The 26,397-nt window shown below is 68.9% G+C and carries 25 protein-coding genes; 19 read left to right on the top strand and 6 right to left on the bottom strand.

The features are described from left to right. Positions 1-4 precede the first annotated feature (4 nt). From H1343_RS03520 to H1343_RS03570, 11 genes are all read left to right on the top strand, one after another. Positions 5-970, top strand: coding sequence for an ABC transporter substrate-binding protein (locus tag H1343_RS03520; RefSeq protein ID WP_185984578.1), 966 nt, complete (start codon positions 5-7; stop codon positions 968-970). Further along, positions 967-1,695: a hydroxyethylthiazole kinase gene (locus H1343_RS03525; protein WP_185984579.1), complete on the top strand. Its 729-nt coding sequence runs from the start codon at positions 967-969 to the stop codon at positions 1,693-1,695. Before H1343_RS03520 ends, H1343_RS03525 begins: the two co-directional genes overlap by 4 nt. Further along, positions 1,688-2,353, top strand: coding sequence for a thiamine phosphate synthase (thiE, locus tag H1343_RS03530; protein WP_185984580.1), 666 nt, complete (start codon positions 1,688-1,690; stop codon positions 2,351-2,353). The genes H1343_RS03525 and thiE overlap by 8 nt, the downstream gene beginning before the upstream one ends. Beyond that, positions 2,350-3,162 (top strand): bifunctional hydroxymethylpyrimidine kinase/phosphomethylpyrimidine kinase, encoded by an 813-nt coding sequence (thiD, locus tag H1343_RS03535; protein WP_185984581.1) that lies wholly within the window; start codon positions 2,350-2,352, stop codon positions 3,160-3,162. Before thiE ends, thiD begins: the two co-directional genes overlap by 4 nt. After that, positions 3,159-4,973, top strand: a complete 1,815-nt coding sequence (locus H1343_RS03540; protein ID WP_185984582.1) for a TRAP transporter large permease — start codon at positions 3,159-3,161, stop codon at positions 4,971-4,973. The genes thiD and H1343_RS03540 overlap by 4 nt, the downstream gene beginning before the upstream one ends. A 19-nt stretch (positions 4,974-4,992) precedes the next feature. Beyond that, on the top strand, positions 4,993-5,982 hold the full coding sequence (locus H1343_RS03545; protein ID WP_185984583.1) for a TRAP transporter substrate-binding protein: 990 nt from the start codon (positions 4,993-4,995) through the stop codon (positions 5,980-5,982). Between the two features lie 91 nt (positions 5,983-6,073). Then, positions 6,074-6,529: a manganese-binding transcriptional regulator MntR gene (gene mntR, locus H1343_RS03550; RefSeq protein ID WP_185984584.1), complete on the top strand. Its 456-nt coding sequence runs from the start codon at positions 6,074-6,076 to the stop codon at positions 6,527-6,529. 119 nt (positions 6,530-6,648) lie between these two features. After that, positions 6,649-7,635 (top strand): metal ABC transporter solute-binding protein, Zn/Mn family, encoded by a 987-nt coding sequence (locus H1343_RS03555; protein WP_185984585.1) that lies wholly within the window; start codon positions 6,649-6,651, stop codon positions 7,633-7,635. After that, positions 7,632-8,411, top strand: coding sequence for a metal ABC transporter ATP-binding protein (locus H1343_RS03560; protein ID WP_185984586.1), 780 nt, complete (start codon positions 7,632-7,634; stop codon positions 8,409-8,411). Before H1343_RS03555 ends, H1343_RS03560 begins: the two co-directional genes overlap by 4 nt. After that, positions 8,404-9,534, top strand: a complete 1,131-nt coding sequence (locus H1343_RS03565) for a metal ABC transporter permease (RefSeq protein WP_185984587.1) — start codon at positions 8,404-8,406, stop codon at positions 9,532-9,534. Before H1343_RS03560 ends, H1343_RS03565 begins: the two co-directional genes overlap by 8 nt. Then, positions 9,534-10,673: a metal ABC transporter permease gene (locus H1343_RS03570; protein ID WP_185984588.1), complete on the top strand. Its 1,140-nt coding sequence runs from the start codon at positions 9,534-9,536 to the stop codon at positions 10,671-10,673. The genes H1343_RS03565 and H1343_RS03570 overlap by 1 nt, the downstream gene beginning before the upstream one ends. Here the strand turns inward: H1343_RS03570 and H1343_RS03575 are convergent. Beyond that, complete coding sequence (locus H1343_RS03575; protein WP_425484649.1) at positions 10,670-11,809, bottom strand: M20 family metallopeptidase; 1,140 nt, start codon at positions 11,807-11,809, stop codon at positions 10,670-10,672. The genes H1343_RS03570 and H1343_RS03575 overlap by 4 nt on opposite strands. Positions 11,810-12,026: 217 nt before the next feature. Between H1343_RS03575 and H1343_RS03580 the strand changes: the two genes are divergently transcribed. The 7 genes from H1343_RS03580 to H1343_RS03610 all read left to right on the top strand — a co-directional run bounded on the left by H1343_RS03580 (position 12,027) and on the right by H1343_RS03610 (position 18,141). Then, positions 12,027-13,619: a gamma-glutamyltransferase family protein gene (locus H1343_RS03580; RefSeq protein WP_185984590.1), complete on the top strand. Its 1,593-nt coding sequence runs from the start codon at positions 12,027-12,029 to the stop codon at positions 13,617-13,619. Between the two features lie 45 nt (positions 13,620-13,664). Beyond that, on the top strand, positions 13,665-14,702 hold the full coding sequence (locus H1343_RS03585; RefSeq protein ID WP_210270072.1) for a LacI family DNA-binding transcriptional regulator: 1,038 nt from the start codon (positions 13,665-13,667) through the stop codon (positions 14,700-14,702). A 117-nt stretch (positions 14,703-14,819) separates the two neighbouring features. Then, the gene (locus H1343_RS03590) at positions 14,820-15,488 is read left to right on the top strand and encodes an amino acid ABC transporter permease (RefSeq protein WP_185984592.1); all 669 of its coding nucleotides are present in this window, start codon (positions 14,820-14,822) and stop codon (positions 15,486-15,488) included. Between the two features lie 10 nt (positions 15,489-15,498). After that, positions 15,499-16,155, top strand: coding sequence for an amino acid ABC transporter permease (locus H1343_RS03595; RefSeq protein ID WP_185984593.1), 657 nt, complete (start codon positions 15,499-15,501; stop codon positions 16,153-16,155). Positions 16,156-16,241: 86 nt separating this feature from the next. Further along, positions 16,242-16,997, top strand: coding sequence for a transporter substrate-binding domain-containing protein (locus H1343_RS03600; protein WP_425484650.1), 756 nt, complete (start codon positions 16,242-16,244; stop codon positions 16,995-16,997). A 50-nt stretch (positions 16,998-17,047) separates the two neighbouring features. Next, positions 17,048-17,788, top strand: a complete 741-nt coding sequence (locus H1343_RS03605) for an amino acid ABC transporter ATP-binding protein (protein ID WP_185985459.1) — start codon at positions 17,048-17,050, stop codon at positions 17,786-17,788. A gap of 35 nt (positions 17,789-17,823) precedes the next feature. Then, entirely contained in the window at positions 17,824-18,141 is a 318-nt protein-coding gene (locus H1343_RS03610; RefSeq protein ID WP_185984595.1) for a hypothetical protein, read from the top strand. Here the strand turns inward: H1343_RS03610 and H1343_RS03615 are convergent. Further along, entirely contained in the window at positions 18,138-18,896 is a 759-nt protein-coding gene (locus H1343_RS03615) for a sulfite exporter TauE/SafE family protein (protein WP_185984596.1), read from the bottom strand. The genes H1343_RS03610 and H1343_RS03615 overlap by 4 nt on opposite strands. A gap of 231 nt (positions 18,897-19,127) precedes the next feature. On the opposite strand from H1343_RS03615, the gene H1343_RS03620 reads away from it, so the two are divergent. After that, a complete protein-coding gene (locus H1343_RS03620) occupies positions 19,128-21,923 on the top strand; it encodes an outer membrane protein assembly factor BamB family protein (RefSeq protein ID WP_185984597.1) in 2,796 nt (931 codons plus the stop codon). A gap of 78 nt (positions 21,924-22,001) precedes the next feature. Here the strand turns inward: H1343_RS03620 and urtE are convergent, their stop codons facing one another. The 4 genes from urtE to urtB are packed head-to-tail and all read right to left on the bottom strand — an operon-like array spanning position 22,002 to position 26,301. Then, positions 22,002-22,697, bottom strand: a complete 696-nt coding sequence (urtE, locus tag H1343_RS03625) for an urea ABC transporter ATP-binding subunit UrtE (RefSeq protein WP_185984598.1) — start codon at positions 22,695-22,697, stop codon at positions 22,002-22,004. 3 nt (positions 22,698-22,700) lie between these two features. After that, positions 22,701-23,489 carry an urea ABC transporter ATP-binding protein UrtD gene (gene urtD / locus H1343_RS03630; RefSeq protein WP_185985460.1) on the bottom strand — a complete coding sequence of 263 codons (789 nt, stop codon included), beginning with the start codon at positions 23,487-23,489 and terminating at the stop codon, positions 22,701-22,703. 59 nt (positions 23,490-23,548) lie between these two features. Continuing rightward, on the bottom strand, positions 23,549-24,703 hold the full coding sequence (gene urtC, locus H1343_RS03635) for an urea ABC transporter permease subunit UrtC (protein WP_185984599.1): 1,155 nt from the start codon (positions 24,701-24,703) through the stop codon (positions 23,549-23,551). Continuing rightward, entirely contained in the window at positions 24,700-26,301 is a 1,602-nt protein-coding gene (gene urtB, locus H1343_RS03640) for an urea ABC transporter permease subunit UrtB (RefSeq protein ID WP_185984600.1), read from the bottom strand. The genes urtC and urtB overlap by 4 nt, the downstream gene beginning before the upstream one ends. Positions 26,302-26,397: the final 96 nt, after the last annotated feature.

Consider the following 26,397-nt stretch of genomic DNA (forward strand, 5'->3'; position numbering starts at 1 on the left):
GATCATGTCGCTGAACCGCCTCCTCCTCGTCGCCGGCGCGCTCGCCGGCCTCGTCGCCGCGCCCGCGCGTGCGCAGGAGCCGGCCGCTCCCGAGCCGGCCTCGCTGACGGTGCTCCTGGAATGGTTCGTGAACCCCGACCACGCGCCGCTCGTGATCGCCGAGGAACTCGGCTATTTCGAAGAGGCTGGGCTCGACGTCTCGCTGATCGCGCCGTCCGACCCGTCTGCGCCGCCGCGCCTCCTGGCGGCGGGCCAGGCCGACATGGCGATCCATTACCAGACGACGCTCTATCTCGATCACGCTGCCGGGCTGCCGCTGAAGCGCTTCGGCACGCTGGTGGAGACGCCGCTCAACATGATCATGGTGCGCGCAGACGGGCCGGTCGAGACGCTGGCGGACCTGCGCGGCAAACGCATCGGCTATTCCGTCTCGGGCTTCGAGGAGGTGATGGTGAGCACCATGCTCGCCTCGCAGGGGCTGGAGCCCGACGACATCGAGTTCATCAACGTCAATTTCGCGCTCTCGACCTCGCTCCTGTCGGGACAGGTGGATGCGGTGGCCGGCGCCTACCGCAATTTCGAGATGACGCAGATCCGCCTCGCGGGAGGGGAGGGGCGCGGCTTCTTTCCTGAAGAGAACGGCGTGCCGCCCTATGACGAACTGATCTACGTGACGCGCGACGACCTCATCAACGATCCCCGCCTGCCGCGCTTCCTCGACGCGGTGGAGAAGGCGACGCTTTATCTGACCAACCATCCGCAGGAGGCGTGGGAAGCCTACGCTAGCGCCTATCCGGATCTCGACGACGAGCTGAACCGGCAGGCCTTCACCGACACGCTGCCGCGCCTCGCCAAGCGACCGGGCGCGCTGGACACGCGCCGCTACGAGCGCTTCGGCCAGTTCCTCGAGGACGCGGGGCTTCTCGACACGGCGCCGGCGGTCGGGGAGATCGCGGTGGAGCTGCGATGATCGATCTTCCGATCCGGGCCGGCGCGCTCCTGACGGCCTTGCGCGAGAGACGTCCGCGCGTCCACTGCCTGACGAACTCGGTTGTGCAGAAGTTCACGGCCGACGGGCTCTCCGCGCTCGGCGCGGTGCCCTCGATGACGCAGAGCCTCGACGAGGTGGCCGACTTCGCTGTGAGCGCCGATGCGCTTCTCGTCAATCTCGGCACGCTTGATCCCGCGCGCCGCGACGCGATCGACATCGCGCTCGACGCCTTCGAGGCGACGAGCCGGCCCTGGACGCTCGATCCGGTCCATTGCGACCTCTCGCCGCTTCGCCTCTCTTACGCGCAGGCCCTTCTGGCGCGCGGCCCGGCCGTGGTGCGCGGCAATGCCGCCGAGATGGCGGTGATCGGCACGGCGCCGGCCGGCACGGTGGCGGTGCGCACCGGCGCGATCGACGCGCTGCGCGTCGGCGGGCGCGGCGTCGATGTCGAGAACGGTCACGCGATGATGGCGCGCGTCACTGGAACGGGATGCCTCGCCGGCGCGCTCGTCGCGAGCTTTCTCGCCGTCGGACGGGACCGTCTGGAAGCGTCAGCTTCCGCGCTCCTGTTCCTCGGGGTCTGCGCCGAGGTCGCCGCCGAGGAGACGAAGGGGGCCGGCTCCTTCGCGGCAGCTCTCCTCGACGCCATCCATCTTGTCGGCCCCGCCGACCTCGAGGAACGGGGGAGGGCACGCGATGCCTGACGTCGACTATCGGCTGAACGCCATCGTGGATGCCGGCTCGCTGCCGGGCGCCGATCTCGCCGCGCTGGCGCGGGCGGCGGCCAGGGGCGGGGCAACGCTGATCCAGTATCGAGACAAGGAGGGCTCGACGCGCGCGATGGTGGAGACGGCGCGCTCGATCCGCGTGGCGCTCGCCGGCACCGGCGTGCCCTTCGTCGTCAACGACCGCGTGGACGTCGCGCTCGCGGCCGGTGCGGACGGGGTGCATCTCGGCCGCGACGACATGGAGGCGGCGAGCGCGCGCAGCCTCCTCGGGCGTGGCGGGATCATCGGCGCGACGGTGAAGAACGAAGAGGAGGCGCGCGTGGCTTGCGGCGCGCCGATCGACTACGCGTGCATCGGCGGGGTCTTCCAGACGCTGTCGAAGGACAACCCGGACCCGCCGGTCGGGCTCGACGGGCTCCGTGCGCTGCGCCGGCTGATCCGCGCGACGCGGCCGATGCTGCCCGTCGGTGCCATCGCGGGCGTCGATCTTTCACGCATCCGCCCCGTGATCGAAGCGGGCGCGGACGGCGTGGCGGCGATCTCGGCGATCTTCCGCTCCGGCAACCCGGAGGCGGCGGCCGCGGCCTTCCGCGACGCGGTGGACGGTGCCCTGAAATCGAGGTCGAACACATGACGACCCCCATCGCACTGACCATTGCCGGCTCGGACTCGGGCGGCGGCGCCGGCATCCAGGCCGACATCAAAACCTTCTCGGCCCTTGGCGTCTTCGGCGCGAGCGTCCTTACGGCCATCACCGCGCAGAACACGCATGGCGTCACCGATGTCGAGGTGCTCTCGCCGAAGATCGTTGGCGCGCAGATCGACGCCGTGATGAACGATCTTGCGGTCGGCGCTATCAAGATCGGCATGGCGGCGAGCGCGCCGGTGATCGAGACGATTGCTGGGCGTCTCACCTCCGTCCGCCAGCCGGTCGTCCTCGACCCGGTGATGGTGGCGACGGCCGGTGACCGCCTGCTCGCCGAGGACGCCGTCGCGGCCCTTCGGGAGGGCCTCGTGCCGCTCGCCGCGCTGGTGACGCCGAACCTGCCCGAGGCGGCGCTCCTCTCCGGCCTGCCGATGGCGCAGGACGAGACGGCGATGGCACGGCAGGCCGAGGCGATGATGAAGGCCGGAGCGCGTGCCGTCCTCGTCAAGGGCGGGCATCTGACGGGCGCGGAAAGCGTCGACCTCCTGTTCGACGGAGAGACGATGCACAGGCTTTCGGCACAGCGCGTCGCCACCCGCCATGACCATGGCACCGGCTGCACGCTTTCGGCCGCCATCGCGGCGCAACTCGCCAAGGGCGATACGCTGCAGGACGCCGTCTCGGCGGCGAAGGATTATCTCACGCGCGCGCTCGCCCATGCCGACGAACTGACGATCGGCTCCGGGCGCGGCCCGGTCCACCACTTTCACCGCTGGTGGCCGGTCGGGCAGGGATGAGCGAGGCGGTCGCGAAAAGACAGGGAGCGGCGCGGCATTGGGCCGATGCGCTTGAAGCGGCGTTCTCGGTGGCCGCGGGCGTCGTCCTTGCGCTGCTTCTCGCCGTCGTCGCGGCCGCGACCGGCGCGCGCTATCTCGGCGGCGCCTCGCTCTACGGCGCCGACGAACTGGCGCTCTGGCTGCATGTCGCGCTGGTCTTCGGCGCGTTGCCGCTCGTCTCGGCCGGCGCGTTGGCGATGCGCCTCGACCTTCTGCCGTCCGTCGTGGGCGAGAGCGGCCGGCGCCTTCTCGCGATCGTCTCGGAAGGCATCGTCGTCCAGGCCTGTCTCGTCCTCCTGTTCGGTGCGGTGGGCGTCATGGGGGCGATCGGCGGCGTGTCTCCCGTCCTCGGCGTGCCGGAAAGCTGGCGGTTCGCGCCCGTCGTCCTCGGGGCGAGCGGAGCGCTGGTCCTGATGCTCCTGCGTTCAGCCGGCGAGGGCCGGCTGGTGGACGGGCTCGCCGCGCTCGCCATCGGCATCGCGCTCCACGCCTTCGCGAGTTTCGGCGTGGCCGGGATGCTGGCGCATCCGAGCGTCGCGGCGGGCGGCTTCGCCTTCGCAGCCCTCCTCGCCGGCGCGCCGCTGCCGCATGCCGTCGTCGCCGGTGCCTCGCTTGCGATCCCCTTCGGCGCGATGCTGCCGGAGAGCGCGATCGTGCAGAACGCCGTCTCGGGCATCGGCCGCTTCCTTCTCCTCGCGATCCCGTTCTTCCTTCTCGCTGGCAGCCTGATGACGGCAGGTGGGCTCGCAGAACGACTGGTGGCACTGGCGCGCAGCTTCGTCGGCCACTGGCGCGGCGGCATGGCGCAGACCGTCCTCGGCACCAACCTCCTCTTCTCCGGACTGTCCGGATCGTCGATCGCCGACGCGGCCTTCGGCGCCAAGGTCCTGGCGCCGGGCCTCGTGAAGAGCGGCTATGCGCCGGAGCGCGCCGGGGCGATCGTGGCCGCGACCGCGATCCTGCCGAACATCGTGCCGCCCTCGATCGCCTTCCTGATCCTGGCCGTGGCGACCAACCTTTCGGTCGGCGCGCTGTTCGCCGGCGGGCTCGCGGCGGGCCTCTTCCTCGCGATCGTCCTGGGCGTGACGCTGCACCTCGTCTCGCGCGGGGTGCCGGGTCTCGATCGCGCAGGGCCCGGCGCCCGACGCGCCGCCTTCATGCGGGCGCTGCCGGTGCTGGGACTGGCGATCGTCATCGTCCTCGGCATCCGCTTCGGCTTCGTGACGACGACGGAGGCCGCTGCTCTCGCTGCCCTCTACGCGCTCGTCGTCGCCTTCGCGCTGAAGCACGGCGGCGTGCGGGACATTACTGCGACCTTCGCGCAGGCGGGACGGGAGGCGGCGTCCGTCGGGCTTCTGATCGGGGCGGCCGCGCCGCTGACCTTCCTCCTCGCGGTGGACGACCTGCCGGGGCTCGTCGCCTCCGCGCTCAGCGGGATCGGCGGACCGCTCACGGTCCTGCTCGGGGCGAACCTGATGCTCCTCGCCGCCGGGATGGTTCTGGACATCGGCGCCGCGATCCTCCTCATGGCCCCGCTCCTCATGCCCGTCGCGGTGGCGGCGGGCATCGATCCCGTCGCCTTCGGCGTGATCCTCGTCGTCAATCTGATGATCGGCGGGCTGACGCCGCCCGTCGGCATACTCGTCTACGTCTCGGCACGGCTTTCGGGCGTCTCGCCGGCGCGCGTCTTCGTCTCCGCACTGCCGCTCATCGCGGCGCTTATCATCGCGCTGGCCGCGCTCTCGCTGGCGGTGGCCATCGCCGCATCGTGACAACAAGGGAGAACTCGACATGACGATCACCCGCAGAACCTTCTCGGCGTTCGCCATCGGTGCGCTCGCCGCACCGGCGATCATCCGCCCGGCCCGCGCCGCGCCGCAGCCGGTCACCGTCGCCTCGCTTCTCGGCGAGGACAAGCCGGAGACGCTGATCTGGCGGCGCATCGGCGAGATCGTCGAGGAACGGCTGCCCGGCCGCTTCGCCTTCCGCGTCGCCGCCAACGCCGTCCTCGGCGGCGAGCGCGAGGTGGCCGAGGGTGTGCGCCTCGGCTCGGTCCAGGCGAGCCTTTCCACCGTGTCGGCGCTTTCCTCCTGGGTGCCGGAGGCGCAACTCCTCGATTTGCCCTTCCTGTTCGACGGCGCGGAGCACCTCGCCCGCGTGACGCAAGGCGAGACGGGCACCGAGCTTCGCGAACGCCTCGCCGCACAGGACTTCGTCGCGCCCGCCTTCATTAATTACGGCGCACGCCATCTCTTGACGAAGACCCCGGTGACGCGCCCGGAGGAGCTTCGCGGCCTGCGCATCCGCGTCATTCAGAGCCCGCTGCACACGCAGCTCTGGAGCGGCTACGGCGCGCAGCCGACCGCGATCCCGATCCCGGAGACCTACAACGCGCTCTCGACCGGCGTCGTCGACGCGATGGACCTGACGAAGAGCGCCTATGCCGGCTTCCGCCTCTACGAGGTGGTGCCCTGCCTGACCGAGACCGCCCACATCTGGGCGTCGGGCGTCGTCTACTATTCCGCGGCCTTCTGGAGCGGCCTGACGGCGGAGGAACAGGATGTTCTGGAAGAGGCCTCGGCGGAAGGCGCACGCTTCTTCGACGAGGCGATCGTCGCCGACGAGGCGCGCTCGATGGAACAGGCCGCCGGCGGCGGCGCACAGGTTTTCGAGCCCGAGGAACGGGACGCCTGGGTCGCGGGGGCGCGACCCGTCTGGGAGGCGCTCGCGGACACGGTCGGAGGCATGGAGAGCATCGAGGCGGTGAGGGCGCAGGCGTAAGGGCTTCTCTGCGCGAGGGACGCGGGCGCGCATCTTGTGATATGGAGGCGATCCAGCCGCCGCAGACCGGAGCCCGCACCGTCCCTTGCCGATGACCGAACGACATGAAACCACCCCATCCGGCGCGGCCCTCGTCGATGCGCAGAGCCACGCGGAAGGCTTCCAGAAGGCGCGCGACGCGCGCCGCACGGAGCTGGTGGAAGACTATCTGGAACTGATCGCCGACATCACCGACACGGACGGCGAGGCCCGGCAGGTCGATATCGCGCGCCGTCTCGGCGTCGCTCAGCCGACCGTCGCCAAGATGCTCAAGCGGCTGGCCGAAGAAGGGCTGATCACGCAACGGCCCTATCGCGGCGTGTTCCTCACCGACGAGGGGCGGGCGCTGGCGGAGGCCGCGCGCCGTCGCCACCAACTCGTGGAGGCCTTCCTGAAGGCGCTCGGCGTCGACGAGGCCGTGGCCCGTCACGATGCCGAGGGCATCGAGCATCATGTCAGCGACGAGACGCTGGCGGCCTTCGAGCGCTTCCTGACTGACAAGGGCTGAACCGTCCGGCGAGGTTTTCGCGCCTCGCCGAAGATCCAGGCTTGACAGCGAGGGCGTGCGCCGCAAAATATAGCAAAAGCTAATTTTATGAGATCAGCCTCCAACCTAACGGCTCTGCTATGTCTCGTCTTCGCGCCTGCCTCCTCGCGTCCCTCGTCTTCATCGCCCCATGGAGGGCTGAAGCACAGGAGGCGCCTCTGAACGCGGTGGCGACGGTCGGCATGGTCGGCGACGTCGTGTGGGCAGTCGGCGGCGATTGCGTCGAAGTCACGACGCTGATGGGGCCGGGCGTCGACCCGCATCTCTATCGCGCCAGCGCAAGGGATGTCGGCACGCTCGGTGACGCGGACATCGTCTTCTACTCGGGCTATTTCCTCGAAGGGCAGCTTGCCGACGTCCTGGAGCGGCTGGCGAGCGTGCGCCCGACGCATGCCGTCTCGGAGGAATCGATCCCTCGCGACGAACTGATCACCGAGGATGGGCCCTACGGCGTCGATCCGCACCTCTGGATGGATGCCGCGCTGTGGTCTCGCCTCGCGCCGACCATCGCCGAGGCGATCGCCGCCGAGCGTCCGGACTGCGCCGATGGCGCACGGGCGGCCGCAGAAGCCTATGTCGCCGAACTCGAAGCTCTCGACGGATGGGTGCGCGAGGCAATCGCCACCATTCCGGCAGAGCATCGCGTGCTCGTCACCGCGCATGACGCCTTCGGCTATTACAGCCGGGCCTACGGCATCGACATCGCCGGCATCCAGGGCATCAGCACGCAGGCCGAGGCGAGTGTCGCCGACATCCGCGCGACGGCCCGGCGCGTCGCCGAACTCGGGGTGCCCGCCATCTTCGTGGAATCGACCATCAACCCACGCACGGTGCAGGCGGTGGTGGACGCAGCGGCGCAGGCCGGCCAGAGCGTGCGGATCGGCGGCGAGCTCTTCTCCGATGCGATGGGGACGGCCGGCACGGCCGACGGCACCTATATCGGCATGATCCACGCCAATACGGTGACGATCGTGGACGCGCTCGGCGGCACCGTGCCGCCGTTGCCGGAGGGTCTTTCCGGCTGGGCGACGCAGTGGAGCATCGTGGACGGGGAGGCCGCGCGATGAGCGAGACGCCGCACCGCCCTGAACTCGCGCTCCACGTCGAGGACCTCACCGTCAGCTACCAGGCGCGCCCGGTTCTGTGGGACATCGACCTCGATGTTCCGCCGGGCGTGATGGCGGCGATTGTTGGCCCCAACGGGGCGGGCAAGTCGACGCTCATCAAGTCCGTCCTCGGTCTCGTGACGCCGACCGCCGGACATGTCCGCCTCTACGGGCGGCCCTACCGCATGCAGCGCAAGCGCGTCGGCTACGTGCCGCAGCGATCGAGCGTCGACTGGGACTTTCCGACCGACGCTCTCGACGTCGTCACGATGGGTCTTTACGGCCATCTCGGCTGGCTGCTCCGGCCGGGCCGGGCCGAGCGCGAGAAGGCGATGGAGGCGCTGGCTCTCGTCGGCATGCAGGATTTCGCGGGGCGGCAGATCAGCCAGCTTTCCGGCGGGCAGCAGCAGCGCGTCTTTCTCGCGCGCGCGCTGGTTCAGGATGCCGACGTCTATTTCCTCGACGAACCGATGGCCGGCGTCGATGCGACCACCGAGCGCGCCATCGTCGATATCCTCCACAAGCTGCGGGACGCGGGCAAGACGCTGATCGTGGTCCATCACGACCTGCAGACCGTGCGTTCCTATTTCGACTGGCTGGTGCTCCTGAACGTGCGGGTGATCGCGCAGGGGCCGGTGCGTGAGGTCTACACGGCGGACAATCTTCGCAGGGCGTATGGCGGGCAAATCGCTCTGCTGGAAGCGCCGACCGGTGAAGGCATCGCCCCCGATGCTTGAGCTCCTGAGCGACTACACGGTGCGCAACGTCGCGCTGGGCGCGGCGTTTCTCGGCACGATCAGCGGAGTGCTCGGAACCTTCGCGGTGCTGCGTCGCCAGAGCCTTCTGGGAGACGCACTTTCGCACGCGGCGCTTCCCGGCATCTGCATCGGCTTCATCCTGGCGGGCGGGCGCTCCTTTGGCGCGACGCTTCTCGGCGCGCTCGCGAGCGGCGCCTTGGCCGCGCTCGCGGTCCTCGTCCTGACGCGCGGTTCGCGCCTGAAGACCGACGCGGCGCTCGGCATCACGCTCAGCGTCTTCTTCGCGGCCGGCGTCGTGCTGCTCACCCATATCCAAGCCGGCGGAAATGCCTCGCAAGGGGGGCTGGAATCCTTCCTCTTCGGGCAGGCCGCCGCGATCCTGCGCTCGGACCTTTGGATCATGGGCGGCGTGACGCTCGGCGCGCTCGCGCTCGTCGCCGCGCTCTGGAAGGAATTCAAGCTCGTCACCTTCGATCCGGTCTTCGCGGCGACGCTCGGCCTGCCGGTGGTGGCGCTGGAGGTCGCGCTGACGGTGATGATCGCGCTCGCCGTCGTCGTCGGGCTCCAGATGGTGGGCGTCATCCTGATGGCGGCGATGGTGATCGCGCCGGCCGCCGCCGCCCGGCAATGGAGCCGCTCGCTCGGCGGGATGGTGATTTCGGCGGCGCTGGTCGGCATTGCGTCGGGCGTCTTCGGCGCCGTCCTCAGCGCCACCGGACGCGGCCTTGCGACGGGCCCGCTGATCGTTCTCGCGGCCTCGACCATCGTCCTCGCCGCCATCATGCTCGCGCCCGGTCGAGGCATCGTCTGGAGCTTCCTGCGCCAGCGCGCCCAGAGCCGGCAACTGCGCGGGCGGCAGGTCCTGACGACGCTGTATCGCCTTGCCGCCAGCCATGACGACCCCGCCTATCCGGCTGAGGAGGGGACGGTGAATTCCTATCACGGGCTGGCGACGCGGCGCGTTCTCTCCGGACTTGCGCGGCGCGGGCTCGTCAGGGCCGTCGTCCATGCCCCGGAGGTGACACCGCACTGGGAGCTGACGCCGGCGGGCCTTGCCGAGGCGCGGCGCGCCATCGCCGAATTCGAGGGGGATCGCGCGTGATGGGCACCGGCTTACTCGACGACCCGACCTTCGCCATCGTCGCCACGGGCGCGCTCGTCGGCATCGCCGCCTCCATGCTCGGGACGTTCCTCGTGCTGCGCGGCAATTCCATGCTCTCGGACGCGATCAGCCATTCGATCGTCTTCGGCATCGTCGTCGTCTGGCTGCTGACCGGCGCTCAGGCCGGTCCCGTGCAGATCGTCGGCGCGGCGGCGACGGGCCTCCTGACGGTGTTCCTGACCGAGGCCCTGGCCCGCACGCAGCGCGTGAAGGACGACGCGGCGATCGGCCTCGTGTTTCCGGTGCTGTTCTCGATCGGCGTCATCCTGATCGCGATCTACGCGCGCAACATTCACATCGACGAGCACACCGTGCTGCTCGGTGAGATCGGCTTCGTCTGGCTCGATACGGTGGAGCTTTTCGGGGCGCGGGTGCCGCAGGCTCTCCTGACCATCGGGGCGATGGCGGCGATCAACGTCCTCTTCGTGACGCTCCTCTACAAGGAGCTGAAGCTCTCGACCTTCGATCCCGCGCTTGCCAAGGCGCTCGGGCTGATGCCGGGGCTCCTGTCCTACGCGCTGCTCGGCCTGACGAGCGCGACGGCGGTTGCCGCCTTCGATGCGGTGGGTGCCGTCCTCTTCATCGCCTTCGTGATCGTGCCGCCGTCCGCCGCTTACCTGTTGACCGACCGGCTCTGGCTGATGCTCGTCATCGGCTCCGCCATCTCCGTCGCGTCGAGCGTTTCGGGCTACGTCCTCGCGCTATGGCTGGATGTCTCGATCGGCGGAATGATGGCGCTGATGACCGGCGCGTTCCTTGTCGCGGCCTTCCTGTTCGGGCCGCGCTACGGGGTCTTCGCACGGCGTGCCGCACGGCACGAGCGGCGGCTGGCGAACGAGGCGCAGGCGCTGGCCGTCCATCTCTTCAACCACGAAGGTGGCCCGCGGGAGCGGCAGGAGAACGCGGTCGGGGCGCTTGGCGCTCACCTGCACTGGGACGGCGCTAAGGCCGAGCGCGTGCTCCTGCGCGGGCTCGACCGGGGGCTCGTGGTCCGCGACGGCGAACTTCTCCGCCTGACCGAAAAGGGCCGGGCCGTCGCCCGCGAGGTCCTCGAGCCCTGGCATCGCCCGGCGCTCTAGCGGGCGGCGAGACGCTCGATGGTGCGCGCCTCGATCAGCGCGCGCTCCAGAAGGCTGTCCACTTCGATATACTCCTCGACCGTGTGGGCCTTGCCGCCGACCGGGCCGACGCCGCACACGACCGGCGCGCCTGCCGCCGAGATGAAGCCTGAATCGGCGCAGCCGCCGGTGAACTCGGCCTCGATCGACAGGCCGGTATCGCGTGCCGTCTCCAGATAGGCGGCGACGAGCGCCCGGCTTCCCGCCGAATCCTGCAGCGGCAGGAATTCGCTTTTGAGCTCGTAGGTCGCGCGCGTGCCGGGCAGATGGGGGCGGCGCATGATGTCCTCGATGGCGGCGAGGATCGTCCCGCGCTGCTCGACCGTGACGTAGCGCGTGTCGATGTCGCCGCTCGCGCGGGGCGCGACCGTGTTGGCCGACTGGCCGCCCGAGACGAGGCCGACATTGACGGTGATGCCTTCGTCCGGCCGGCTGAGCGCATGAAGGTCGAGGACGATGCGGGCCAGAGCCTCGATCGCGCTCGCGCCGTCCGTGATGTTCGCGCCCGAATGCGCGGCCTTGCCGAACGTGTCGAAGCGGAAGAACAGACCACCCTTGCGCTGGCCGACGATGTTGCCGCTGGCCCGGCCGGGCTCTGCGTTGAAGACGGCGCGTGCCTTGCGGGCGGCCGCCTCGATATGCGGGCGCGAGAATCGCGAGCCGACCTCCTCGTCGCCCGTGAACAGCGCGGCGACGGGCAGTTCGGGCCGCAGGCGCGCGAAGGCGGCGAGGACGAAGGCGTGCATGACGAGCCCCGCCTTCATGTCGGCGACGCCCGGCCCGTAGGCCCGCGTGCCGTCGATTCTGAAGGGGCGCCTTGCCGCTTCTCCCGCCGGGAACACCGTGTCGCGGTGGCCCGTGAGGAGGAAGACGCCGTCTCCCTGGCTGCCGATATGCTGGATGTCGCCGGCCTCCGGCGCGCGCGTATAGGAGACGGGGATGCCGTGCCCGGCGAAGAAGGCCGCGAAGCGGGCCCCCACCGCATCCACGCCGCTTTTGTCGTGCGAGCCGGAATCGATGTTCACGAGATCGGCGAGGAGGGTCTTCATCTCGCCCTGCCGGCTCTCCAGCCAGGACGTCACCGATCCGTTTTCCATCGCCGTCATCGTGTTTCCTTCCAGCTATCGTTTTCCCCTTGTCCCCCAAGGCTGGGCAAAAGGGCAACGGATTTCGCGGTCCGGGCTTTGAAACCGGCGCGCAGGGCTTATGGTGACGCGCGCCGCCTCGCGGCCGCTGGATTTTGATTTTCGCATCCGCCTTTGCGAAGACAGTCGCCTGTCTTCGGGCCGATGCCGTAGGGAGCCTCCACCGCCCATGCACGACTTCTTCCAGCCCGGCCGCGCGCCCGTCCTCGCTCCCGAGGCGATGGTGGCGACCTCGCATCCGCTGGCGAGCGCTGCGGGTCTTTCGATCCTGCGGGGCGGCGGCAACGCGGTGGACGCGGCGATCGGCGCCTGCGCCACGCTTTGCGTCGTCGAGGCGCATATGACGGGGATCGGCGGCGACTGCTTCGCCCTCTACGCGCCGGCGGGCGGTGAGATCATCGCGCTCAACGGCAGCGGGCGAGCGCCGGCGGCCGCGAGCATCGATGCGCTCTACGGCGCTGGGCTCGGCGAGACGATCCCGCGCGCCAGCCCTCACGCCGTCACCGTGCCGGGCGCGATCGCGGCCTGGGCGAAGCTCCACCGCGATCACGGCAAGCTGCCCTTCGAGCGCCTGTTCCGCGATGCGATCTCCTACGCCGAGAACGGCTATCCGGTGGCCGCGCGCGTCGCGCAGGACTGGGCAGCCGAGCGCGACGCGGTTTCGGCTTCGCCGGCGGCTGCAGCCGTGTTCCTCAAAAGCGACGGGACGATGCCGGCCTTCGGCGAGCGCCATCGCCAGCCGCTGCTGGGCGCGCGCCTGCGCGAGATCGCGCGCGAGGGAGCGGGCGCCTTCTATACCGGCCAGACGGCCGAGCGCATGGTCGCGTTCCTGCGCAGCCTCGGCGGCCTCCACACGCTCGACGATTTCGCCGATGCGGTGGACGGCGCGACCTACGAGACGCCGATCCGGCTCGCCTATCGCGGCTACGACGTCTACGAGTGTCCGCCGAACGGCCAGGGCGTCGCGGCACTGATGATCCTCAACACGCTCTCGGCTTTCGATCTCGGCCCTGACACCTGTCCAGCCGACCGCGCGCATCTGCACGCCGAGGCGACCAAGCTGGCCTACCATCACCGCGACGTCCTGATCGGCGATCCGCGCTTCACCGCGGACGAAGTGGAACGGCTTCTGTCCGATGAAGCGCGCCATACGCTCGCTGCGCGCGTCGACATGCTCCGCGCGGCGAAGCCGCGACTGTGGACCGAGCCCGAGCACAAGGACACGATCTATCTCTGTGTCGTGGACGGCGAGGGCAACGCCATCTCCTTCATCAACTCGATCTTCAACCCGTTCGGGTCGACGCTGATGGCGCCGGACACCGGCATCCTGCTGCACAATCGCGGCGCCTCGTTCCGGCTGGCCGAAGGGCACCCCAACGCCATCGCTGGCGGCAAGCGGCCGATGCACACGATCATTCCCGGCATGCTGGCCAAGGACGGGCAGACGATCTCGCCCTTCGGCGTGATGGGCGGCCACTATCAGGCGGCGGGCCATGCGGCGTTCCTCTCCGGCGTCATCGATCGCGGGCAGGACGTGCAAGGCGCGCTCGACGCGCCGCGCTCCTTCGCCTTCGGCGGCGTCCTCGAGGTGGAGCCGACGCTCGGCGAGGTGACGATCGCAGACCTTGCGGCGCGCGGTCACAAGATCGCACCCCGGCCCTCGCCGCTCGGCGGCGGCCAGGCCATCTGGATCGACCGCGAGAACGGCGTTCTGGCCGGCGGCTCTGACCAGCGCAAGGACGGCTGCGCGATCGGCTTCTAGGCGATTTGCCGCGCGGTGCGAATGTCGGGAGAGGGGCAGGCTCACGTGACGGACGATCCGGTTCTGGCCCGCAAGGTGCCAACTCTTCTCGATGTTGCGCGCCACGCCGGCGTCTCGCGGGCGACGGCGTCTCTCGTCCTGCGCGGCAGCGGCGCGATCTCGGCCGGCACGCGCGAGCGGGTCGAGGCCTCGATGGCCGCGCTCGGCTACGTCTACAACCGCGGGGCGGCGCGGCTTCGCGCCTCGCGCAGCCACACGATCGGCGTGCTTCTACCGAACCTCACCAACCCGTTCTTCGCCACGCTGCTGGCGGGGGTGGAGGACCGGGTGGAGTCGGCGCATCTGTCGGTCTTCCTCGCCAACTGCAACGAGGATGTGAGCCGTCAGGCGCTCTTCGTCACGCGGATGCGCGAACATGGCGTCGACGGGCTCATTGTGTGCCCGGCGGCCGGCACCGCGCCGGGGCTGGTCGAGGATCTGGAACGCCAGGGCATGCCGCTGGTGCAGCTCCTGCGCGAGGTGCCCGGCACGCGGAGCGACTATGCCGGTGTCGATTTCGCGGCTCTCGCGCGTGACGCGACGCGCCTGCTCGCCGCGCTCGGCCACCGTCGCATCGCCTTCGTGTCCGGCATTCTCGACCATTCCGCTCATGCGGACCGTCTGGCTGGATTTCGGGCAGCCATGGCAGAGGCCGACCTTGAAGACGATCTGATTCTGCATCTGCCGCTCTCGCATGCCGATGGGCGCTCGCTGGCCCCCGTTCTGATGCGCCGTGAGAACCCGCCGAGCGCCATCCTGTGCTTCAACGACGTCGTCGCGCTCGGCCTGCACCGCGGTCTCGTCGACCTTGGCGTGCGGATCGGGGTCGACGTCTCGCTGGTGGGTATCGACAACACCGCCGAATGCGATCTCGTCGTGCCGGGTCTTGCTTCGCACGCGACCCAGCCCTTCCGCGTCGGAGGGCACGCCGCGGAGCTTCTCCTGCGCCGCCTACACGATCCCCGCGCGGCGATCGAAAGGCGTATCGAGCCGAGCTACTTCGTCGCGCGCCCGTCCTGCGGACCGGCACCCGACGTGGCTTGACGTCAGGAAGAACATCGCGGTAGATCGATCTAACAGTCTCTTTCGGAGGTTGGCGGCCTGGAGGGGCGGCGTTCGACGGGGCATAGTGCCGGCCCGACGTCGGAGGAGGAGGAAGGCGTGTACCAGTTTAATTTCGCGCCGGTCTTCGCGAATTTCGACCACCTTCTTCAGGGCGCGTGGGTGACGGTGCAGCTCTCGTTCGGCGCGATGCTGCTCGGGCTCGTCGTCGCTGTCCTGTGCGCGGCTGGCAAGACGGCCGGTCCGGCGCCGCTGCGCTGGTTGATCGACGCCTATGTCGAGTTGATCCGAAACACGCCCTTTCTCATCCAGATCTTCTTCATCTACTTCGCGCTGCCCGTCTTTGGCCTGCGAATGACGCCGAACGTCGCCGCCCTCGTCGCGCTCGTCGTCAATGTCGGGGCCTATGCCACGGAGATCATCCGCGCGGGCATCGAATCCATCGCAAAGGGGCAGGTGGAGGCGGGTTTCGCGCTCGGCCTCAAGCGTCACCAGATCTTCCGCTACATCATCATGAAGCCGGCGCTGCGCACCGTCTATCCGGCGCTGACGAGCCAGTTCATCTTCCTGATGCTGACATCGAGCGTCGTCTCGGCGATCTCGGCCAACGATCTGGCGGCGGCGGGCAACGACATCCAGTCGCGCACCTTCGCGGCCTTCGAGGTCTATCTCGTCATTACCGCGATGTATCTCCTCTTGTCGCTCGGCTTCTCGGCGCTGTTCAGCCTGATCCAGCGCCTCGCTTTCAACTACCCGCTGAGCCGATAGGAGCGCTGCCATGATCCGCCCCTTCGGCCCCAACGAGGTCCTGTTCATCCTCACCGCCATCCAGTGGACACTGGCGCTCTCGGCGATCGCCTTCGCGGGCGGCGCGGTGGGCGGGCTCCTGACGGCGCTCGCGCGCGTTTCGGCGAACCGCATCCTGTCGGGTCTCGCGCTCGGCTTCATCCGGGTGTTCCAGGGCACGCCGCTCCTGATGCAGCTCTTCCTCGTGTTCTTCGGGCTGAACATCTTCGGCTATGGCGTGAACCCGTGGGTGGCGGCGTCGCTGGCGCTGACGCTGCATGCCTCGGCCTTCCTCGGCGAAATCTGGCGCGGCTGCATCCAGGCGGTGCCGCAAGGCCAGTCGGAAGCCGCGCACGCGCTCGGTCTGTCCTATTTCGACCGGATGAAGTCGATCGTCCTGCCGCAGGCGGCCCGCATCGCCGTCGCGCCCACCGTCGGCTTCCTGGTGCAGCTCATCAAGGGCACCTCGCTCGCGTCGATCATCGGCTTCGTGGAACTGACGCGCGCCGGGCAGATCGTGAACAACGCCACTTTCGATCCGTTCAAGGTGTTCGGGCTGGTGGCGCTTCTCTACTTCGTCCTGTGCTGGCCGCTCTCGATCCTGGCCGGCCGCATGGAACGACGCTTCGCCGCCGCCTCGCAACGCTGAACGCCCGGCCGCACCGGCCAACAACCCCCGGGAGGAATTGCATGACCGTTCTTTCGAAGACATTCGGCTTCGTCGCCGGCGCCGCGATGATCGTGGCCGCCATGACGCCGGCAAGCGCGCAGACGGTGGAGGAGATCCAGTCGCGCGGCACCATCAATGTCGGCATGCTCGTCGACTTCCCGCCCTTCGGCATCCTCGACCTCAACGGCCAGCCGGACGGCTACGACGCCGACGTCGCGAAGCTTCTCGCCGAAGACCTCGGCGTCGAGCTGAACATCGTTCCCGTGACCGGCCCGAACCGCATCCCCTATCTCCAGTCCGGCCAGGTCGACGTTCTCGTCGCCTCGCTCGGGATCACGCCCGAGCGCGCCGAGCAGGTCGATTTCTCGCAGCCTTATGCCGGCATCGAGATCTTCGTCTACGGCGACCAGAGCCTCGCGATCACCGACGCCGCCGGACTTGCGGGCCAGAGCATCGGCGTGGCGCGCGCGTCCACCCAGGACGGCGCGATCACCGCTGTGGCCCCTGCCGACGCCAACATCCAGCGCTTCGACGACGATGCGAGCGCGGTGCAGGCGCTGCTCTCCGGCCAAGTGCCGCTGATGGGCGCCTCCAACGTCGTCATCGCCCAGATCGAGGGAGCCGCGCCCGGCCGCTTCGACACCAAGTTCGCGCTCAGCCAGCAGAGCCAGGGCATCGCGGTGCGCAAGGGCTCCGACGCCTTCCTCGCCGAGATCAACGACTTCCTGAACCGCGTGAAGGAAGACGGACAGCTCAACGAGATCCACGAGAAGTGGCTGCAGTCGCCGCTGCCGGACTTCCTGGCCGAGACGCAGCAGTAAGACGACGAGAAGGGGGAGCCCGACCCATGAGCGATCCGAAGCAGGCCGCGATGTCGGACTCCCCGGCCGTCCTGATGGAAGGCGTCGACAAGTATTACGGCGACTTCCATGCCCTGAAATCCATCGACCTGACGGTGCGCCGGGGCGAGAAGATCGTCCTGTGCGGGCCGTCCGGTTCCGGTAAGTCGACGCTGATCCGCTGCATCAACCAGCTGGAGCCCGTGCAGAAGGGCAGGATCGTGGTCGACGGCATCGAGCTGACGGCGGGACCGAAAGAGGTCGACGCCGTGCGGCGCGACGTCGGCATGGTGTTCCAGCAGTTCAACCTCTTCCCGCACATGACAGTGCTGGAGAACTGCACGCTGGCGCCGATGAAGGTGCGCGGGGTCTCGAAGGCGCAGGCGCAGGAAACCGCGCGCAAATATCTTGCCCGCGTTCGCATTCCCGAGCAGGCCGACAAGTATCCCGCCCAGCTTTCCGGCGGTCAGCAGCAGCGCGTCGCGATCGCCCGCGCTCTGTGCATGAACCCCAAGATCATGCTCTTCGACGAGCCGACCTCGGCGCTCGACCCCGAGATGGTCAAGGAGGTTCTCGACACCATGATCGACCTCGCCAACGAGGGCATGACCATGATGTGCGTGACCCACGAGATGGGCTTCGCGCGCAAGGTCGCCGACCGTGTGATCTTCATGGACAAGGGTGAGATCGTCGAGGTGAACGATCCGGTGAACTTCTTCGACAATCCGCGCGAGGAGCGCACGCGCGCTTTCCTCGGGCAGATCACCCACTGACGCTGGGCTCGCCCGCAAGACATCGAGATACGACAATGATCGTTCGGCAGGCCTTTTTCCGGGGCCGCATCCATGCCGGCCGCGAGGCCGACTTCCGCCGCTTCGTCGAGGAGCGGCTGACGCCGCTCTGGTGCGAATTCCCCAATGTGCGCGACGTGCGCGTGCAGTTCGAGCTCGAGCGCGATGCGGGCGTCGACCCCGTGCCGCTCAGCCTCTCGATGGTGTTCGACGACCGTGCGGCGGTGGACGTCGCGCTCGCGGCACCGGTGCGTTTCGAGAGCCGAGCCGTGACGGGCGAGCTTCTGACGATGTTCGACGGGCGCGTGGAGCACCACGTCTTCGAACTTCTCTAGACCAGCTTCACGAGCGCCGGCAGGGCCAGCGACAGCCCGGAGAGCGCCAGCAGCAGGAAGACGAGACGGCGCATGGTGCGCGGCGACAGCGAAGGCGGCCACCGCCTCGCGAACCATGTCGCCCCCGCGACCGAGGGCAGGGCGAGCGCCGCCAGCCAGAGCACGCTCGAGGACAGATTGCCCGATGTCGTGACGACGCCGACGCGGAACACCGAGTTGACGGCGAAGATGGCGACCAGCGTCTCGCGGATGCGCTGGATGGGAAAGGGCTGGCGGTACATGTGATAGACGAGCGGCGGCCCGGACGTCGCGAAGAGGCCGCTCAGGATACCGCCGGCCACGCCCGCCAGCACGAAAGACCCGTCGCCGGAGCGCTGCGCCAGAGCCGCTCCGGGCAGGACGAGCTGAACGGCGGCGAAGAGGATGACCGCGCCGAGCGCGATGCGCAGGAGATCGAGGTTGTCCGCCGCGAGCCATTCGAGAAGGGCGTAGCTCGCGATCAGCGTCGGCAGCGAGGAGGCCAGAACCAGCCACAGCTCGCGATTGAAGGCGGAACGCCAGTTGCGCCACAGGATCTGCGCCGCGTTCACGAGGACGAGGAGCGAGACGACGACGGCCGCGTCCGGCAGCGGCACCGCGCCGCTGAGGCCGACGCCGCCCATCACAATCAGCCCGAAGGCGAAGCCCGTGACGGTCTGCACATAGGCGCCGAAGGCGATCAACCCTAGAAAAGCGAGGAGAAGGGGCAGGCTCATGAAGCGGGCTCGTCGGAGCGATCTGGCGGGGTGGCCCGCCTCCTACCGCGACGGTGACCTTCCGCCGCGAGTGCCACTGCGAAGGGTGAGGCGCAAGCGGCGTTGGGCATGATGCGATGCGAAAAAGCTTGGAATGCCCGCCGCGCGGCCTTGATGAGGGGTGGGCGAAGGATATTTCCTGCGCTGACGAGCATGTGGGCGATTGGAGCGGGGCGTATGCACGCACACGGTATGAGCAAGACGACGGCGGTCGTCGGGGTGATCTTCGCGATCCTCGGCCTTCTGATCGGTGGCGGCGGCATCTGGCTGACGAGCGTCGGTGGCTCCCCTTACTACATCGTGGCCGGCATCGCCTTCATCGGCACGGGCGCGCTGCTCATCCAGCGCCGCCCGGCAGCGCTCGCCCTTTACGCTCTCTTCGTCGTCGGGACGCTCATCTGGGCGCTGTGGGAAGTGGGCTTCGACTGGTGGCCCCTCGCCGCGCGTGGCGGTCTGATCATCGTTCTCGGCGCGCTTCTGCTTCTGCCATTCATCACCCGCCGGCTCGGCGTCGCCTCGGTCGCGGATGCGATGGACCATCGCCGCGTCCACCCGACCGCGACGAGCGGGACAGGCCTTGCTCTGACCGTCTCACTGCTTCTGGCCGTAGCCGTCGCGGCGGTGAGCTGGTTCACCGATCTTCACCGCATCGAGGGCGAGGTGCGTAGCGCCGGCGGCGCCGCGCCGAACGAGCGCGGCGTGCCGGAGGGCGAGTGGCACGCCTATGGCCGCACCTCGGACGCGCAGCGCTATGCGCCGCTGACGCAGATCACGCCCGACAACGTCTCCGGTCTCGAAGTCGCCTGGGAGTACAACACCGGCGACATCTCGCGCCCCGGCGACCCGGAGGAGACGACCTTCCAGGCGACGCCCCTCAAGATCGGCGACCGTCTGTATCTCTGCACGCCGCACCAGAGCGTCATCGCGCTCGATGCGGTGAGCGGCAAGGAGATCTGGCGCTATGATCCGCAGATCCGCGGCGAGCTGGCATTGCAGCACCTGACCTGCCGCGGCCTCTCCTACCAGGCGCCGGGCATCGAGCGCACGACGCAGCCCGTTGCGCTGGCGGATGCTGCGGCCGCCGCCGCCCCGGCTGAGGCTCCGGCCGCGCCGCCCGCACCGGCTGCCACGCCTGAAGGACAGCCTGCGGCTGCCCCAACTACGCCGGCTCCCGAAGCTGCGCCGGCACCGGCTGCCGAGGCCGAGCCCACCACCGTCCAGCCTGCCGGCTCGATGATGACGCAGGGTATGGCGGAAGCGAGCGGTGAGGGAGCCACACCCTCTACCTTCTCGGAGGAAGAGACGGCAGAGGGGACCCAGCCCCCACAAGAAGGCATCGTGCAGGCCGGCCGTGATCAGAGCGCTTCCTTCACCGCGCTCTCGGCTGCCGATCAGGCCACCGGCACGCCGGAGCAGCCGGTCGCGAACCTGCCGCAGGCCGCGCAGAGCGCCCAGCGCACGACGCCGAGCTGCACCAACGGCAAGCTCTTCATGCCGACGGCCGACGGCCGGCTGATCGCGCTCAACCCGGATGACGGTTCGGTCTGCGCCGATTTCGGCGGTGGCGACGGGCAGATCGACCTCTGGGCCAACATGCCCTACGTCAACGTGGGCTCCTACTACTCGACCTCGCCCGTGGTGGTAACGGCAAATCTCGTGATCGTCGGCGGTACGGTTCTCGACAATGTATCGACGACGGAGCCTTCGGGCGTTATCCGAGCCTTCGACGTCGACACCGGCGCGCTTGTATGGAACTGGGATTCGGGTAACCCGGACGATACGGCGCCGCTTGCTCCGGGGCAGACCTACACGCCGAACTCGCCCAACTCCTGGTCGATCTCTTCCGCGGACGAGGACCTCGGTCTTGTCTATGTGCCTCTCGGCAACCAGCCGCCGGACCAGTGGGGCGGCAATCGCTCGGAGAATGTGGAGCGTTTCTCCTCTTCGGTCGTGGCTCTGAACCTTGCCGACGGCACGGTCAACTGGAACTTCCAGACCGTTCATCATGACCTCTGGGACTACGACGTCCCTTCGCAGCCGACGCTGGTGGACCTTACGATTGGGGGCGAAAGTGTTCCAGCGCTGGTCCAGCCGACCAAGCAGGGCGAAATCTACGTCCTCGACCGTCGTACCGGGGAGCCGATCCTCCCGGTCACGGAAACACCAGCGCCGCAGGGCGCCGCACGCGGCGACTTTACCGCGCCGACGCAGCCGGTTTCGGCGCTCTCCTTCGACCCGCCCGCCCTTCGCGAGAAGGACATGTGGGGCGCGACGCTGATCGATCAGCTCGCCTGCCGCATCGCCTTCCATTCCTACTATTATGAGGGTCGCTTCACGCCGCCTTCCGAGATGGGCTCTCTCATCTATCCGGGCAATTTCGGCGTCTTCAACTGGGGCTCGGTGGCCGTCGATCCGGTGCGTCAGATCGCCTTCACGACGCCGGCGTATCTTGCCTTCACGTCGAAGCTCATCCCGCGCGACAACGAGACCGACCTCGTCGTCAACGACCAGCCGCCGCAGGGCGCGCTGCCGGCCCTGAACGAGAATTTCGGTGCGCCCTACGCTGCGGAGATGGGTCCCTTCACGTCCGTCCTGGGCCTGCCTTGCCAGTCGCCGCCCTGGGGCTATGTCGCGGCGGCCGACCTGACGACGGGCGAGATCGTGTGGATGCACAAGAACGGCACGGTGCGCGATGCCTCGCCTCTGCCTCTGCCCTTCCGAATGGGGGTGCCGAGCCTTGGCGGGCCGCTGATGACCGAGAGCGGCGTCGCCTTCCTCTCGGGCACGATCGACTACTACGTGCGCGCCTACGACGTGACGACCGGGGAGGAGATCTGGCGCGATCGCCTGCCGGCCGGCGGACAGGCGACGCCAATGAGCTACACCGGTGCTGACGGCCGCCAGTACGTGGTGGTGGTGGCCGGCGGCCATGGCTCGCTCGGCACCAAGCGTGGCGATTCGGTCATCGCCTACGCCCTGCCACAGTAACGGCGCCTTCGACGATCGAACGAAAGAGCCGGCGGGGCGACCCGCCGGCCTTTTTTGTGTGAGCCGAGAGGGTTCTGATCAGACCGTCAGGTGCCGACGCACGTCCTCGCGGTCGAGATCCGCGCCCACGCCCTCGAAGACGATACGCCCACGGTCCATCACATAGACCCGGTCCGCGAGCTCGCGGCAGAAGTCGAGATACTGCTCGACAAGGAGGATCGCGAGCCCGGCCTCGTCTCGAAGATAGCGTATGGCGCGGCCGATATCCTTGATGATCGAGGGCTGGATGCCCTCGGTCGGCTCGTCGAGGACGAGGAGTTGCGGGCGCGTGACGAGGGCGCGGCCGATGGCGAGCTGCTGCTGCTGGCCACCGGACAGATCGCCGCCACGCCGCCCGAGCATGGTCTTGAGCACCGGGAACAGCTCGAAGACATGGTCCGGCACGGTGCGTTCCGCGCGGCGTACGGGCGCGAACCCCGTCTGCAGGTTTTCCTTCACAGTCAGGAGCGGGAAGATTTCGCGGCCCTGCGGCACGAAACCGATGCCGGCGCGCGCGCGCCGGTAGGGCGCGGCGCCCTTGAGGTCGACGCCGTCTAGACTGATGGTGCCGCCGCGCACCGCCTGTTGTCCGACGATGGCGCGCATCAGCGAGGTCTTGCCGACGCCGTTGCGACCGAGGACACAGGTTATCTCCCCTTTCGCCGCGCCGATGGAGATGCCGCGCAGGGCCTGCGCGGCGCCGTAATAGAGATCGACGTCCTTGACGGTCAGCATGGTTCAGCGTCCCAGATAGACTTCGATGACGCGCGGGTTCGCGGAGACCTGATCGAGCGGGCCCTCGGCGAGGACATGGCCCTCGTGCAGGCACGTGACCTTCACGCCCAGTTCGCGCACGAAGTGCATATCGTGCTCGACGACGATGACCGAATGGTCGCGCGCGATGTCCTTCAGGAGCCGCGCTGTTTCCTCCGTCTCGGCGTCCGTCATACCCGCCACCGGCTCGTCCACGAGCAGGAGTTCGGGGTCCTGTGCCAGCAGCATGCCGATCTCCAGCCACTGCTTCTGGCCGTGCGAGAGCCCGGCGGCCGGCGCGTCGCGGCGATCGGCAAGGCGGGTCAGTTCGAGAATGTCGCCGATGCGGGCGCGTTCTTCGGCACGTCCCTTGTGGAAGAGCGCCGGGAAAACGCCGCGCGATCCGGCGAGCGCGAGCTTCAGATTGTCGCGCACGGTGTGGTTCTCGAAGACGGTCGGCTTCTGGAACTTGCGACCGATGCCCATCGTGGCGATCTCGGCCTCGTCGTGGCGCGTCAGGTCGATGTCTCCCCGGAAGAACACCTCGCCCGCGTCGGGCCGAGTCTTGCCGGTGACAATGTCCATCATCGTTGTCTTGCCGGCGCCGTTCGGGCCGATGATCGCGCGCATCTCACCCCTGGCGACGACGAGCGATAGATCGTTGATCGCCTTGAAACCGTCGAAGGCCTTCGAGACGCCGTTCAGATAGAGCAGCGTATCGCCGCGCCGGCCGCTGCTGCCGGCGGAGACTTCGCTCTCGCGCTTCTGCGCCATCTGCGCGGCGTAGGGGGCAGGCGAGACGGGCGGTTCGGTGCTGGTGGTATCCATGATGCTCACTCCGCCGGCTTCGATGCGAGGTCTTCGCCCGCACCCTTCTCGTCCCGCGCGGTCCTGCGCCGTTCGGTGAGGGCCGACCAGCCATGCTCGACGGTGCCGACGAGGCCGCGCGGCAGGAACAGCGTGACGGCGACGAAGAGGCCGCCGAGCGCGAAGAGCCAGAGGCCGGGCGCAAAGCCGGTGAGCCAGGATTTCGCGGCGTTGACGAGGACGGCGCCGACGGCCGCACCCCAGAGCGTGCCGCGCCCCCCAACGGCGACCCAGATCACCGCCTCGATGGAATTGGCGGGGGCGAACTCGCCGGGGTTGATGATACCGGTCTGCGGCACGTAGAGCGCGCCCGCGACCCCCGCCATCATGGCCGACAGCGTGAAGACGAAGAGCTTGAAGCGCTCGACCCTGTAGCCGAGGAAGCGTGCGCGGCTCTCGGCGTCTCGGATCGCGACGAGGACGAGGCCGAGCTTGGACGTGACGACCGCGCGGGCGACGAGATAGCCGGTCGCCAGCGCCAGCGCGGTGATCGAGAAGAGCGCGACGCGCGTCTCGCGGGCCCTGAGGTCGAAGCCGAGGACATCGCGGAAGTCGGTCAGGCCGTTGTTGCCGCCGAAGCCCATCTCGTTGCGGAAGAAGGCGAGCATCAGCGCGAAGGTCATCGCCTGCGTGATGATCGACAGGTACACGCCGGTCACGCGCGAGCGGAACGCGAACCAGCCGAAGACGAAGGCGAGCGCGCCGGGCACCAGCATGGTCATCAGCGCGGCGAACCAAAAGTTCCCGAAGCCCCACCAGTACCAGGGCAGTTCCGACCAGTTCAGGAAGACCATGAAGTCCGGCAGGTTCGGATTGCCGTAGACGCCGCGCGGCCCGATCTCGCGCATCATGTGCATGCCGATGGCGTAGCCGCCGAGCGCGAAGAACGCCCCGTGGCCGAGCGAGAGGATGCCGCAATATCCCCAGACGAGATCGAGCGCGAGCGCCAGCAGCGCGAAGGCGAGCCACCGGCCTAGAAGCACGACCCAGGTCGTGGGCACGTAGAGGGCGTCGCCGGGCGAGAGGAATGCGTTCGACAGCGGCATGAAGATCGCTGCCAGAACCAGGATCGCGACGAAGGCGCGGCCGCCCCAGTTGCCGAGAAGACGGGTCGTGATCATGCCTCCACCGCGCGTCCCTTCTGCGCGAACAGGCCGCGTGGCCGCTTCTGGATGAACAGGATAACAAGGACGAGGACGAGGATCTTCGCCAGCACCGCACCCGCATAGGGCTCGAGGAACTTGTTGACGACGCCAAGGCTCATCGCGGCCGTCAGCGTGCCCCAGAGCGAGCCGACGCCGCCGAAGACGACCACGAGGAAACTGTCGATGATGTAGCTCTGGCCGAGATTGGGCGAGACGTTGTCGATCTGTGAGAGCGCGACGCCGGCAAGGCCCGCGATGCCCGAACCGAGGCCGAAGGTCATGGCGTCCACCCACGGTGTGCGGATGCCCATCGCCGCGGCCATTCGGCGGTTCTGCGTCGCAGCGCGCATCTGCAGCCCGAAGGACGTCCAGCGCATCACGGCCATCAGGCCGAGGAGGACGGCGAGCGAGAAGAAGATGATGACGAGGCGGTTGAGCGTGAGTTGCGCGCCGAGGACGTCGATCGTGCCGGACATCCAGGACGGCGAGGAAACCTCGCGGTTGGAGGCGCCGAACCAGGAGCGCGTCGCCTGCTGCAGGATCAGCGAGACGCCCCAGGTGGCGAGCAGCGTCTCCAACGGGCGGCCGTAGAGCCAGCGGATGATGCCGCGCTCGATGGCGACGCCGATGGCGCCGGCGACGAGGAAGGCGGCGGGCAGGGCGAAGAGCAGCGAGTAGTCGAAGAGACCGGGGGCGTGGGCGCGCATGAGCCCCTGCACGACGAAGGTCGTGTAGGCGCCGATCATCACCATCTCGCCATGCGCCATGTTGATGACGCCCATGACGCCGAAGGTCACGGCGAGGCCGATGGCAGCCAGAAGCAACACCGAGCCGAGCGACAGGCCGTAGAAGACGTTCTGCGCCCAGTCGATCAGGGTGAGGCGGCTCTGGATGGCGCTGACGCCGGCGCTCGCCGCCTCGGCGAGTTCGCCTTCGCCCTCGGCATAGGGGGCGAGCAGGACCAGCGCATCGCGGTCGCCGCGCGCGGCCACGATCCGTGCCGCTTCGACCTTTTCCGCCTCTGGACGGTCGGAGTTCAGTACAGCGGCGGCTCGGGCCTGCCGCATCAGATTGGCCACGGAGAGCACGGTCTCGGCTTCGATCGCGGCGTCCAGCGCCTCGATGGCCTCGGCATCACGGGCCGAGAAGATGGCCTGTGCCGCGTTCATGCGCTGGCGGATGCTCGGGCTCTGGAGGGTGAGCGAGCCCATCGCGGCGGTGACGGCGCGGCGCAGGCGGTTGTTGACGCGGATGGCGTCGACGTCGCCGCGCGCAGCTTCGCCCGCGTCCTCGCCGGTGAGGGCGTCGGTCAGCGCGTAGGTCCGCCCGTCGCGTTCGCCGACGAAGACGCGGCCGTCGGATGTGCGCGTGACGAGATCGCCGTCGGCAAGCGCGCGCAGGACGGGCGCGGCGGCCGGGTCGCCCGTCGCCGCGAGTGCCTGCACGGCGCGCTCCGTCGCGTCGAAGCCGCTGCCCGCGCCGAGCGCGTCGATGAGCGGGCGCAGGTCGCTCTGCGCGGCGGCAGGCCCGGCCAGCATCAGGAGGAGGACCATGCCTCTAAGGAAAGCGATCATCGAAGGACCCCGGATCGGGCGGTGTGCGAGGTGGCGCGATGCGCCGTCTCGGTTTTCGTCTCGTTTGGCGCCGGCATCCCGGGCACGCTCGGGTGC

This window comes from Aureimonas mangrovi, assembly GCF_014058705.1.
GTDB classification, from domain to species: domain Bacteria; phylum Pseudomonadota; class Alphaproteobacteria; order Rhizobiales; family Rhizobiaceae; genus Aureimonas; species Aureimonas mangrovi.